This is a genomic window from Bradyrhizobium sp. CCGB12, assembly GCF_024199845.1.
In the GTDB taxonomy this organism is placed as follows: Bacteria; Pseudomonadota; Alphaproteobacteria; order Rhizobiales; family Xanthobacteraceae; genus Bradyrhizobium.
In genome coordinates this window covers 5,271,091-5,284,491 of sequence record NZ_JANADO010000001.1, presented here as the reverse complement: position 1 = coordinate 5,284,491, position 13,401 = coordinate 5,271,091, and the positions used below count along the sequence as shown (strand labels likewise).

The following is a 13,401-nucleotide window of genomic DNA, read 5'->3' as shown; positions in this document are numbered from 1 at the left end:
TACCACCCGAGGCATTCGCGAAACATTCGGGTCGAACCCGGTAAGGGAATTTACGGAGATTGGTCGGTGCGAACGCCGTTTCAGGTTTGATCACAGGCGGGTGAGCATCAACTGGACGGCGCTTCGGCGGCATGGAACAAGCTTACCGGGAATCCGGGGGAGCTGCCGTGAACTACCTTACATTCTGGCGTGGCGGCCGACGCCTCCGCCTGCTTGCGGCTGTCGTCGCCGGGACGCTGCTCGGCATTGGAGCGGAAGCGTCGTCCGAAGCGGTGAGGAAGAGCGGTTATGCGATCGGCACGGCCACCTGCGGCAGCGGCGATCTGGCCTTTCCCAGGATTCAGCTCGACATGAAGGCGGGATTTTGCGCCGGCCTCGTCGCCAGCGAACAGGATGGCCTCAAATTCCCCCGCTCGATCATCCAGGTGCCGGGCCGCGACCTGTTCGTCGTGGCCGACATTGGCGGCTGGGGCCACACCGATGGACGGCTGCTGCTGCTCGATCCACACGCGCCCCAGGGCCGGCGGTTCAGGGAGCTATTGACCGGCGTCGAGTATCCGTTCGGCCTTGTGATCGGCCCCGACAGGAAGCTCTATGCCTCGACCGCAGAGACGATCTTCCGGTTCGACCCGCTCGCCGACAATCCGCGCGGCACGGTCGAGACCGTCATCCGTCACCTGCCCGGTCGGCGGATCAGTCTGCCCGACGGCACCAGGCTCGACGAGAGCGCGCATCCGTTCAAGCAGTTCGCCTTTGACCGGAAGGGGCGGCTGTTCGTCAATATCGGCTCGCACAGCGACGATTGCGTCACGCCGGCGCCAATCACGAGGCCTTGTGCGGCCGCCGAGGGCGCTTCGGCGATGGCATCGATCTGGCTGTTCACGCCGCCTGCAGGCGGCGTCTTCCCGGCGTTGACGCCGAAGGATCCCGACCCGCCGCACATCGTCTATGCGCGTGGCTTGCGCAACTCGATGGCGCTGGCGCTGCACCCGAATTTTCCCGAAGCCGGCTACGCCTTCCTGCAAGCCGAGAACGGCCGCGACCTGCCCGACATCTTCAAGCCGAACGAGGAGATCAACGCGATCGAGCAGGGCAGACACTATGGCTGGCCCTATTGCTACGATGTGTCGACGCCGAGTCCGGAATTCAGGAGCGTCCTGCAATCGGGCCAGTACAAATCGTTCTGCACGGCCAATGCGCTCTATAAGCCGCCGCTCTCGCTGATGCCACCGCACGGCGCGCCGCTTGCGATGCTCTATTATCACGGCGCCAGATTTCCGGAGCTGGACGGCAAGCTGCTGGTTGGCCTGCACGGCTATCGCCCGACCGGCAGCCGCGTCCTCGTTTACGATGTCGACGACCACGGCTTCCCCAAGACAAGCCCGGGGCCGGTGCACTACCACGTCAGTTGCGCCGCCGACCCGACCCGCAGCTTTCAGACCGAGCGCGGCGACGTCGCTGCCGCACCGTTCGAGGAGCTGATCGCAGGCTGGCACCGCGTCAACGGCGCACGACCGCAAGGCGCCCCGGTCGGCATGACGGTGGCGGAAGACGGCGCAATCTGGCTGGTCGAGGACAAGAACAAGACCGTGATCCGCATCGATCGCGCGGCGGGCGATGCGCCGCCGCCGCTGCCCTGCGACATGCGCAGCCAGGCGATGATCGATCAGCTGGCGGCGTTCGTGGCGCGAGACGCACAGAACAGCGTCCGGCTCACCACCCTGCGCAAGGGCCTGGTCGAGAAGCATTGCGTCGGCTGCCACTCGGAATTCGGCCTGAAGCCGGGCCAATCGGAGGCGGACAAGGACGGAGCTGCTCTCCGTTTCATGCTGTCGCAGGACGGGTGGATCTATCCCGGCGACCCTGATGCCGGCAAATTGCGTACGCGGCTGCGCGGTCTCGGCGCGGAGAAGCTGATGCCGCCGGGCGGCGAAAGCCTGCCGAAGGCCGAGCCGGGTTACACGCGGCTGCTCGACACCGCTGACCTGCTCGTTGCGAAAATGGTCCCGGGCACGCGAATGCGGATCAAGTCCGGCCCGCCGCAGCGCAAGTTTTTTGGCAGGACCAACAAGGAATGCGGCGAAATACCGGCCGCCAAGGTCGTGGTCGTGACACAAAGGAGCGCTGTAGACAAACCCGGCTTCAGCCGGTTCTTCCGGCCGGCCGATCCCTATCTGAACGGCGAGTGCACCGACGACGATGGCTATTACATCCGGCAGGAATTTCTGGTGCCTGTGCAGTAGCATCCTTCTCGTCGTCGCGACTTCGTCCGCCCAGGCGGAAACGAAGCTGTTCGAAAGCGCACAGGTGACGCCCGCGGGTGAATATACCTTCGGCATCGAAGGACCCGCCGGCGACCTCGACGGCAACCTCTTCGTGGTCAATCTCGGCAAGCCCGGCACCATCGGCAGGCTGCCAGTCGGCGGCGCGGCGTCCGAGCCATTCACGGTGCTGCCCGAAGGCAGCGTCGGTAACGCCATCCGTTTCGATCGGAACGGCACCATGTTCATTGCCGATTACAAGAAGCACAACATCTTTGCGATTCCGAAGGGAGCGACAGAGCCGGCCGTCTGGTTTCACTCCGACGAGATGAACCAGCCCAACGACATCACGATCGCACGCGACGGCACGATCTATGCGAGCGATCCGAACTGGAAGGGTCGGCAGGGCCACATCTGGCGCGTTGCGAAGGGCGCCGACGGCACGGTGCAGGGGCAGATCATGTCGGCGCCGCGCGCGATGGGCACCACCAACGGCATCGATCTCAGCCCGGATGGCAAGACGCTCTATGTCGGCGAATCCAGCAGTGGCCAGCTTTGGTCCTATGGCATCCGGGGCAACGACCTCGTCGACGCAAAGCTCGTCAAGTCGTTCCAGCCCGACACGATTGACGGCCTGCGCACCGATGTCACCGGCCGCCTCTATGTGGCGCGCATTCTCAAAGGCGCGATCGTACTGATGAAGCCCAACGGCGTGGTCGAGCGCGAGATCGCGCTGAGGGCCAAGGAGCCGACCAATCTCGCTTTCGGCGGCGGCGACGGCAAGACCGTCTTCGTCACCCAGCGTCAGGGCGGCTTCATCGAATCCTTCCGCACCGATCAGCCCGGCCGCGAGCATTGTCTTCAGCGCGGCCGCTGCTAGGGCATGATCGGCCGATCTGCTTCTCGCGCAGGGCCGCGCGACAGGTGCGGCGTTCTTCTTGCTTGCATCTGGCCGCCGCGGGGATCAAGACATCTGTGGCACTATTGAAGCGTTTTCGAGCGAAGTGGATACCGGTTCGCGTAAAGAAAACGCGTTAAAACTAGAGTCTAATGCAGGCGACCACGGAGTGTTGGAGTGAAAGCCGTCCATACCGAGCTGCACCGCAGTCATGATCCGCAATTCTTCCTGGTTCGCGGTGTCGTCAAGCGCACCACCGAGCAGCCCGAGCGCGCCGACCGTCTGCTCAAGGGATTGAAGGACGGCAAGCATCAGCTCGTCGAGCCGACCACATTCGGGCAGGGCCCCCGCGCGCGCATTCACAGCCCGGAATATCTGTCGTTTCTGAGCGAAGCCTGGGACGCCTGGACGGCGCTCGGCGATTCCGGCCCGGAGATGATCGGCAACATCCACCCGGTGCGCCACGCTGCGACCTATCCGACGCACATCGTCGGCAAGCTCGGCTGGCACACCGCCGACACCGCCGCGCCGATCGGCCCGGGCACCTGGGCCGCCGCCTGTGCCGCGACCGACGTCGCAGTCACGGCGGCGCAGATGGTGATGGACGGCGAGGATGCGACCTATGCGCTCTGCCGTCCGCCCGGCCATCACGCCTATCGCGACATGGCCGGCGGCTTCTGCTTCCTCAACAACAGCGCGATCGCGGCGGCGCATCTGCGCCAGAAGCACGAGCGCGTCGTCATCCTCGACGTCGACGTCCATCACGGCAACGGCACCCAGGGAATCTTCTACGCGCGGCCGGACGTCTACACGATCTCGATCCATGCCGATCCAGTTGCCTATTATCCATACGTGTGGGGCTATGCCCATGAGCGCGGCGAGGGGCCTGGCCTCGGCGCCAATCTCAACATCCCGCTGGCCATTGGCACCGGCGATGATGCCTACATGCTGGCGCTGGACGTCGCGCGCAGGGCGATCGAGTCGTTTGCGCCGGGCGCGCTCGTCATCGCGCTCGGCTTAGACGCCTCCGAGCACGATCCACTGAAGGGATTGGCGGTCACCACGCCGGGCTTCCGTCGCATCGGCCAGGCCATCGCGAAGATAGGCTTGCCGACCGTGTTCGTGCAGGAGGGCGGCTATCTCTCGGATATTTTGGGCGCGAACCTGACCTCGGTGCTGGCAGGATTTGAAGAGGCGCGGTGATTTTCGCTGAATTGATCGTCATTCTCCGTCATTGCGAGCGAAGCGAAGCAATCCAGAATCTTTCCCCGGCATCAGTCTGGATTGCTTCGTCGCATTAGCGCAAAATTTCTTCGCAATTTTGTCGCGAGCTCCTCGCAATGACGATGTCGATGCAGTGCGATCAGTAGTTAAAACATCCCGCTCGCCGCGAGCGCCTTGCAGACGTGCTGCATCTCGGTCTCGTCGGCGACCATGTCGAGCATGATCGTGGTCAGGCCTTTCGCCGCGAACTGCTTCAGCTTCGCTCCGATCTCGGCGTAGCTGCCGACGAGATAGGGGCAGTCGGCCTGGAAGGTCAGGAACGGCAGCAGCCAGTAGCCGTTGTCGTGAAGTTCGCCGCTTTGCCCCTCATACAGCCGCCGCTTCCACACGGAGTCGCTGTTCTCCACGGTCAGCGCGAGCAGCTCGCGATCGTCGACATTGTCGCGAAAGCGGGCCCTCGCGGCCTGCCGCGCCTCGTCGCGTTTCTCGCGGGCGAAAATCCCAAAATTCATGCCTGGCGCATCGAGCCCGCGATCGAGGTTGGGCGGCAGCATCTGCATCTTGATGCAGCCGGTTTCCCTTGCCACGCGCTGCGCCGCTTCCGACTGGCCCGCGATCAGGAATTCCGGCATCAGCTCGGGCGGTAGGCGCGGTCGCAGTTGCAGATTTCTGGCGTGATAGAATCGGCCCTGGAAATTGACCGGACGCGGGCTTGCGAGCAGCTGGCGCACCAGCACCACGAATTCGCCGAGACGCACGTAGCGGTCGGCATGGGAGGCGTCATCGCCCAACCCCTGCAGATCGCTGACCGCCGTTCCCGTGATCATGTTGAGATAGACCTTGCGGCCGTAGAGCTGCGCGAAGGACGAGACGAACTTCGCCGCGGTGAACGGATGCATGTAGACCGGATTGACGGCGATCAGCGGCGAAGATCGCGCCGTCTCCGCCATGATGTGCTGGGCCATCGCCCAGGGTTCGACGAACACGTCGTTGCCTTCGAACAGCAGGATGCCTTCGAAGCCGTTGTGGTCGGCGAACCGGGCCACCCGCATCAGCTCGCCGACATATGTCTTGGGATCGCGGTTGCGTGAAATCGCCGGAAAGACGCGCAGCCGCGAGGTCGTCATTCCGCCGCTTCCCGGAGCGGCCAGGTATTGCGGCTGATGGGAAGGCCGCCGTCCGCACGGGAGCCGTCGGCGATGGCGAGGCGGTGCGAGGGGGATGGCGAGCACAGCGAGAAGCGCCATCCTTGCGGATCGTCGGCGATATCAGGCTTGAAGCTGATCTCGATCGCTTCGTGCGACACCTGCATGGCGAATGCATCGAGCGGCAGATTGAGCCCAAAACCCCTGGCCTTCAGATAGGCCTCCTTGAGCGTCCAATAGTCGAAGAAGCGCTCGATCGCGGCGGGCTCCGGCAGTCCGCGCAAGGTTTCGACTTCCTCCGGCGCAAAGAAGCGAAGCGCCGTGGATAACGGCGCGATGCGCCGGGACACGGTTTCGACGTCGACACCGACGGCCTCATGCCTTGACACGACGCAGGCGACGCAGCCGTCGGCATGCGACAGGCTGAAATGCAGTGCGGCCGAAGTCTTGGGCGCCGCGATAAACGGCCGACCGTAACGGCCGGCCGCAAAGGACCAGTCGGTAGGCGCAACGTTGGAGGCGACCTGCGACAGCGCCATGCGCAGCATGGCGTGCGCGAAAATGTACTGCCGTCGATGCCGCTCGAACATGAAACGGTCGGCCCGGATCCGTTCGTCGACCGAGAGCAGACGCCGGCACGCATCGACCGCGCCCGGCGCGTCGACGGTTTCGATCAGTCCGACGAAGAGTTCAATTCTGTCGTCTGCCATCAAATGGGCCTTTGGCGTCGGACGAGGCCAAATCCCCGATCCCGACGGAAGAATCAAAGTGAGCAAGAAGCAGCCTGAGCGGACCGCTCCTAGCGGTACACCCGGGCAAATTCTTGTCGATTTGCAGGCCGGTTTACAGGCGCAAGCTTGCGCGAGACCCAAACTCGACGCGCAAGCGGCCTAGCTCCGAAAACCAGAGTCCAAGATTCGTACGGGGTCCCGGCCGACGAGCCTTACGTTTTCTTCTTCTTCTTGGCTTTCTTCGATCCGCTCAGCATCGAAAGGCTGGCGTCGACGTCCTTCAGCGCGGATTGAAGCTTCTTCTTCTCGGCGGTGAGCAGCTTCTGGAGGGCCTTGCGGTCCTTGTCGCTCAACGAGGTACCCTTGGCAAATTTGATGAAACCCATAACACTCCCCCGGTTGAAAATAATCGTCCAAATCCAAAACGCGGGAATAATCTTGCGCGGCGGCGCCAAAATAATCAAGATGCAACTTGCTCATTCACAGCTTTGACGAGTGAACCCATATGGGCCCGTCCGGCACGGCCGGTCATGCCGCCCTGCGAGCGAGCAATCGGCCGAGCGGCATGTTGGGTTGGGCGACGGCGGCCTCCAGCAGCGCGACGAGATCCTTCATCCACGCGCCGACCATGCGGCCGTCGAGCAGCTCGTCCTTGTAATTGCATGAGCCTGTGATTCCGGTCGGGCGCTCCTTGAGCATCAGCGACAGCCAAGTCTGGTCGATCGGCAGCACCGGCTGGCCCTCGCGCGCGATGTTGCCGATCGACTCTGTGGCGAGATCGGGCAGATCGAGCGGCTGGCGCAGCGGATTTTGCAGGGTGAAATAGACTTGGAGCAGCGAGGCCGGATCGATTCCCTCCCGTTCCAGATGGTCGGCCAGAATGTTGAACGGCAGCTCCTGCCGCGCATGCGCATCCAGCACGCTCTGGCGCACCCGCGCCAAGGCTTGCGCGAACGACAGCTCCGGCGTGATTTGCGTGCGGATGATCACCGTGTTCTCGAACGGGCCGACGATTCGGTCGATGTCCGGCTGGGCGCGATTGGCCATGGCGGTGGCGACCACGATGTCGGTGCGGCCCGTTCGCGCCAGCAGCAGCGCCTTCAGGCCGGTGAGGAGGCACATGAATTGGGTGGCGTTATACCGGCCGGCGAAAGCCGTGAGCCTGCCGATCAGCTCGCGCTCGAGGCTCACCGGGTGATGTCCGCTGGATGCGCCCGGGCTTGCTTCGCCGTCGAAGATGGGGCCTGCGCCGCGCAAATTCTCGCTCCAGTCGACGGCCTGGCGGCGGGCCGCGTCGGTGCCGCACCACCAGCGTTGCCAGCGCGCGACGTCCGAAAAGGCCGGCGGCAATGTCGGCAGCGGCGCCGACGGATATCCGGCCAGCGCCGCATATCGATTGGACAATTCCTCGAACAGTACGCCGATCGACCAGCCGTCGACGATGGCGTGATGCAGCGTCAGCAGCAGCACATGGTCATCGTCGTGGAGTCGCAACAAGCGGGCGCGGAGCAGCGGCGCGCGCGTGGTGTCGATCGGGGTAAAGGTCTCCTGCTCGATCAGGAGATCGATCTTCCTGAGCTCGAGCGCCCTGCGCCGCTTGTTGTTATGGGGATGACCGCCGCCGATGGTCTCGACGGTCAGGACACGGCCGATTGTGTCGGCCGCGACGATGTGGCCGGCGGCCTCCTCGCCGTTCCAGCCGAATGCGGTTCGCAGCGATTCGTGCCGGCTGACGACATCGTCGATCGCCTGCGCCAGGGCGGCCGGATCGAGCGGTCCCTGGAGGCGGAAGGCGAAGGGCAGGTTGAAGAGCGGCAACCCCGGCAGGTTCTGTTCGATCCGCAGCATCTGATCCTGCGCGATCGAGAGCGCCGGAGGACCGCCTTCGGCCAGCCTCGTTGCAACCTGCCTTGTTTCAGCCGCCCATTTTTCACCCAGCCTTGGGCCGCTTGCGCCAGGCTTGTGCGGCTTCGCCGCCACGGCCTCGTCGACCCGACGGGCAAGCTCTTCGATCGTGGGGGCCTCGAAGATGGTCTTGATCGGCAGCGATACCCCGAGCGCGCGGCTGAGGCGCGCCATTGCCTGTCCCGCGAGCAGCGAGTGGCCGCCGAGATCGAAGAAATTGTCGGTGACGCTGATGCTCTCGACCTTTAGCAGGTCGGTCCAGATGTCGGAGAGCACCTTTTCTGTAAAGCGCCGTGCCGGCACGGCCGCGTCCGGTCCGGATGCCTCCTGCTGCGCCGGCGCCAGAAGCGCGGATCGGTCGATCTTGCCATGGGCGTTGAGCGGCACCTGATCCAGGAACAGGAAGGCGGACGGGATGGCATGGCCCGGCAGTCGGCCCTTCAGGAAGTCGCGTAGCGCGCTGGCGCTGCTCGTGCTGCCGGGCCTTGCGACGATATGGGCGACCAGCCTGACATCGCCGCTCGTCTCGCGGCGCGGCTCGACGATGCCGGCGCGCACGCTGGGATGCTCGACCAGTGCGGTCTCGATCTCCTTGAGCTCGATGCGGTAGCCACGGATCTTGACCTGATGGTCGGCGCGGCCGAGGCATTCGATCGTGCCATCGGCGCGGCGGCGGGCGAGGTCGCCGGTCCGGTACAGCCGGCTGCCTGCACGGCGCGAGAACGGATCGGGCAGAAAGCGCTGCCGGCTCTGCGCGGGATCGTTGATATAGCCACGGCCGACGCCGGCGCCGCCGATGCAGAGCTCGCCGGTTACGCCGACCGGCAGCGGCTGGAGGTTTGCATCGAGCACGTAGAGCTGGGTGTTTGGCAGCGGCGCGCCGACCGGAACGTTGCTCGTCGTGGCCGCCGGCGTTCTAGTCAGGCGATGCAGGGAGACGTCGTCAGAACATTCCGACGCGCCATAGGCATTGATCAGCGGCACTTTCGGGCAGCGGGCGAACCAGGCGTTGCAGAGGTCGACGGGCAGAGGCTCTCCAGTCGAGATCAGCAATCGCAATTTGGAGAACGCGCGCTGGACCTTTGCCTCGTTCATCCGTTCGACGACGACACGCAAAAGCGATGGGACGATCTCGAGCACCGTGACGCCTTCGCGTTCGATCTCCTGCGCCAGCAGGATCGGATCCTGCACAATCGCGTGGCCGAAGACATGCACGCGCGCGCCGACCATGGGCCCGGCGAGGAATTGCCAGACGGATATGACGAAGCTCTGCGGCGCAGTCTGCGCGATCACGTCCCTTGTGGAGAGACCGAGCTCGGAGATGAGCGAGGCCAGATGGTTCGACAGGCCGCGCTGCTCGATCATGACGCCTTTCGGCGCGCCGGAGGAGCCGGACGTATAGACGAGATAGCCGAGGCTCGAGGCGGTGCGCCGGACGGTGCGGACCGGCTCTGTCGCCGCCGGCGCAATCACGTCTTCGAGCTCGGCGACATGGATCCGCTCGACCAGCGGATCGAGCAGCGTCCCGACCATGGCGGACTGGGCCCGTCCGGTCAGCAGCACGCGGGCACAGCTCGATCCGAGGATGGTTGCAAGCCGCGCCGGCGGTTGGTCGGGATCGAGATTGAGGAACGCCGAGCCCACGCGCTGCACGGCGATCATTGCGGCGAGCAGGTCGGGCCCGCGCGCCGCAAGCAGGGCGACCACGCTCTCGGCACCAACGCCCTCGCGGGCCAGCCATCGAGCGATCGCCTGGCTGCGGCGCGCCAGTTCGCGATAGCTTAGGGACGTGCGGCCGTCCGACACCGCAGCAGCGTTCGGCGTCCGCTTGACCTGACGATCGAAGCGTTCGCACAAATTGCCGCGCGTGGTGAATTCGACGCCCCGGCCTTTCGCCAGCAACTGCCGGCGTTCGGCCTCGGTCAGCAGCGGCAGGCGGGAGATGCGCTGCTCCGGATTGGCGACGACGGCCTTGAGCAGGGTCTTGAACTGGGTCGCCATGCCTTCGATCGTCCCGGCGTCGAACAGATCGGTGGCGTATTCGAAGAACCCGGTGAAGCGGCCGTCGGCCTCGACCAGTTCGAGCGTGATGTCGAAGCGCGCCACCTTGGGATCGACTTCCAGCCGGCGCGTCGAAAGGCCCGGGAAGCGCGCCGCCTCGATCGAGGCGTTCTGGAGGATGAACATGATCCGGAACAGCGGATTGCCGTCGGTTCGGCGGGCGATCTGGAGCGCGCGCAGCACCTCCTCGATCGGCAGGTCCTGGTTGCGGTAGGCGTCCAATGTGACCTGCCGCACCCGCCGCAACATGTCGCCGAAGCTTGGATCGCCGCTAAAATCGTTGCGCAGGATCAGCGTGTTGGCGAACAGCCCGATCAGGCGCTCGCTTTCGATCTGGTTGCGGTTGGCGATCAGCGATCCCGTGGCGACATCCTCATGCGAGGTATGGCGGAACAGCAGGCACTGGAAGGCCGCGAGCAGCGTCATGAACGGGGTGACGCCCTGGTTCTGGCTCAGCGCGCGCAGATCGGCCGACAGAGTGCTGGAGAATTCGAGATAGTGGCGGGCGCCATGACCGCTCCAGACCTCCGGCCGTGGCCGGTCGGTCCGTAACGGCAGCGTGGTGACGCCGTCGAGCTGGGTCCGCCAATAGTCGAGCTGTTCCTTGGCCGCCGGCGTCTGCGCCCAGCTCTGCTGCCAGAGCGCAAAGTCGCGATACTGGTAGGTAGGCGAGGGTAGCGCGGCGGCGCTCCGCTTGCGCGCGACCACGTAATGGGCGGCAAGCTCCTCCCAGAACAACCGTTGCGACCAGCCATCTGTGACGAGGTGATGGACGTTGACCACCAGCGCGTGGCTCGTGCTGTCGAACGACAGCAGCGTGACCTTCAGTGGCGGCTCGCGGGCGAGGTCGAAGGGATATTGCGCGAGCTTGAGCGCCTCGCGCCTGATGATTACGGCGCGCTTGTCGGCCGGGCACGGCCTGAGCTTGATCCGCTCGAACCGCGGCGGCGATTGCAGCATAAGCTGTGCCGGTTCGCCCTGCCGTTCGACGACGATCGAGCGCAGCGCCTCGTGGCGCGCGCAGAGCGCGGTGACGCTCGCGGAAAGTGCGGCGACGTCGAGTTGGCCCTTGAGAACGGCGACTTCGACGACATTGTAATTGTAGCGGGTCGGATCGAGCCGCGAGAGCACATACATCCGCTGCTGCTGGAACGACAGCGGCGCGTCTGCGGCCGACGCCCGACGCCAGGCCGGTTGTCCCGCCTCGCGGCGGCTTGCGGCGGTCCCGAGCCGTGCGGCGAGCGCGGCCACGGTGGGGCAATCGAAAATGTCCTCGAACGAGAAGTCGACGTTGAAGCGTTCGCGCAGGCGCGAGCGCATCTGCGTCACCGCGAGCGAATCCGCGCCGAGCGCGAAGACGTCCTGGTCGGTGCCGACCCGCGGCAGCTCCAACAGACCGGCCCAGATCGCAGCGAGCTGGGTCTCCAGCGCGTTGCGCGGCAACCGGGCCTCGTCGTCGCCGTCCATCGTTGCGATCAGCTCGGCCAGCGCATTGCGCTTAACCTTGCCGCTGGCGCCTTTCGGCAGCGCGGTAACACTGCGGATCAGGCTCGGCACCTTGTAGGCCGCGAGCCGCTTTCGGGCGAACTGGCGCAACTGGTCCGAGCCCGCCGCGGAGTCCGGCCGCAACACCACGACGGCGGCAACGTTCTCGCCGAGCTTCTCGTGCGGGACGGCGAACACGCCGGCCTCAAGCACCGCCGGATGGCCGAGCAGGACCTCTTCCACCTCCAGCGGTGAGATCTTCTGCCCGCCGCGGTTGATGACGTCCTTGATACGGCCGACGATGAAGAGGTAGCCGTCGGCATCGAGATAGCCGAGGTCGCCGGTCCGGAACCAGCCGTTGCGGAATGCGGCCTCTGTCGCCGCATCGTCATTATAGTAACCGCGGCTCATGTTCGGCCCGCGCAGCATGATCTCGCCATGCGCGCCGCTCGCAAGTGCGCGGCCGGCCTCGTCCATGATTGCGATCTCCGGGCCCGCGGCGCGGCCGACCGATCCGACCTTGCGCAGCTCGAACGGGTTGGCCGCGATCTGCGAGGCCGCCTCGGTCATGCCGTAGGTCTCCAGCACGGGTACGCCGAAATTTGCTTCCAATCCTTCGAGGATCGCCGGCGCAAGCGAGGCCGAGGCCGAACGGATCACGCGCAGGGACGACGACCGGACGCGGTCCGGATCAGCTTCGGCCGCGGTCAGCAGCGCGCGATGAATGGTCGGCACCGCCGTGTACCAAGTGGGTTGCAGCTCCCGCATCCAGCCGAAGAAGGAGGATGCGTCGAAGCCGTCGGTGCAAATCACGCTGGAGCCGGCGGCCAGTGCCGTCAGCAGGCCCGAAATCAGACCATGGGCGTGAAACAGCGGCAGGACGTTGAGGAGGCGATCGTGCGAGGTGAGCGACAGCACGCGGCCGGCATTATAGGCGGACAGGCACACATTGCGATGGGTCAGCGGCACCATTTTCGGCCGCGCCGCCGTGCCTGACGTCAGCAGGATGAACGCATCGTCGTCGCCGCGGGAGGCGACGTCGGCAGTCGCCGGCCCGACCGTCGGACCGATGAACGCGCAGCCGCCGAGATCGTTCGCCGGCCCCGGCACGAAATCGATCACCGCGATGTCGAGCGCCCTGGCGACGTCACGACTTGGTGAGTTCATGTCGGCCCGGGTCACGAGCGCCGTCAGCTTCAATTCGCTGAAATAGCGTTGCAGCTCGTCCGCAGTCAGATCGGGATTGACGGGGACGCAGGCACCGCTGGAGGCGACCGCGATCAGTGCCAGCGCGCTGTCGGCGCCGCGCGGCAGCGCAACGGCGATGCGGTCTGCGGGGCCGATGCCAAGCCCACGCAGGGTACGGACCAGTTGCTGGATCAATTCGCCCAGTGCGCCGAAGCTGAGGGGCGGCCGGCCCGGGGCGAGCAGCGCGGGTGCCGCCGGCATCTTCCGCGCATGGAAGTCGAGCAGGCCGCTGATATGGGCAAAGGACTTGGTTTCGGGGCCTGCGCCTTCCGATCCCTCTCCCGCTCCGGATGCAATGTCCGACAACGCCATTCCCTTTTGATCTGATTGAGCTATTCTTCCCAAGACTTAGGGAACGCGTCCAGTCTGAGGTGAAGTTCGGCCCCCAAAATCTGTGATTGAGGGGTCCAAAGCCCTTCGACGGAGTGATGGTCGGGCAGAAA

The 13,401-nt window shown here is 65.2% G+C and carries 7 protein-coding genes; 3 read left to right on the top strand and 4 right to left on the bottom strand.

Translation table 11 applies throughout. The features are described 5' to 3' along the window. The first annotated feature begins 167 nt into the window (after positions 1-167). The 3 genes from NLM27_RS24485 (at position 168) to NLM27_RS24475 (ending at position 4,362) form a co-directional block, all read left to right on the top strand. A complete protein-coding gene (locus NLM27_RS24485; RefSeq protein ID WP_254145773.1) occupies positions 168-2,243 on the top strand; it encodes a PQQ-dependent sugar dehydrogenase in 2,076 nt (691 codons plus the stop codon). Beyond that, complete coding sequence (locus tag NLM27_RS24480; RefSeq protein WP_254145772.1) at positions 2,200-3,141, top strand: SMP-30/gluconolactonase/LRE family protein; 942 nt, start codon at positions 2,200-2,202, stop codon at positions 3,139-3,141. The genes NLM27_RS24485 and NLM27_RS24480 overlap by 44 nt, the downstream gene beginning before the upstream one ends. A gap of 195 nt (positions 3,142-3,336) precedes the next feature. Beyond that, a complete protein-coding gene (locus NLM27_RS24475; protein WP_254145771.1) occupies positions 3,337-4,362 on the top strand; it encodes a histone deacetylase family protein in 1,026 nt (341 codons plus the stop codon). 167 nt (positions 4,363-4,529) lie between these two features. On the opposite strand, the gene NLM27_RS24470 is transcribed toward NLM27_RS24475, so the two are convergent. The 4 genes from NLM27_RS24470 to NLM27_RS24455 all read right to left on the bottom strand — a co-directional run bounded on the left by NLM27_RS24470 (position 4,530) and on the right by NLM27_RS24455 (position 13,270). Beyond that, entirely contained in the window at positions 4,530-5,510 is a 981-nt protein-coding gene (locus NLM27_RS24470) for an LLM class flavin-dependent oxidoreductase (protein WP_254145770.1), read from the bottom strand. After that, the gene (locus NLM27_RS24465; RefSeq protein WP_254145769.1) at positions 5,507-6,238 is read right to left on the bottom strand and encodes a 4'-phosphopantetheinyl transferase superfamily protein; all 732 of its coding nucleotides are present in this window, start codon (positions 6,236-6,238) and stop codon (positions 5,507-5,509) included. The genes NLM27_RS24470 and NLM27_RS24465 overlap by 4 nt, the downstream gene beginning before the upstream one ends. Positions 6,239-6,471: 233 nt before the next feature. Beyond that, positions 6,472-6,645 carry a hypothetical protein gene (locus tag NLM27_RS24460; RefSeq protein WP_254145768.1) on the bottom strand — a complete coding sequence of 58 codons (174 nt, stop codon included), beginning with the start codon at positions 6,643-6,645 and terminating at the stop codon, positions 6,472-6,474. Between the two features lie 142 nt (positions 6,646-6,787). Beyond that, positions 6,788-13,270, bottom strand: coding sequence for a non-ribosomal peptide synthetase (locus NLM27_RS24455; protein ID WP_254145767.1), 6,483 nt, complete (start codon positions 13,268-13,270; stop codon positions 6,788-6,790). Positions 13,271-13,401: the final 131 nt, after the last annotated feature.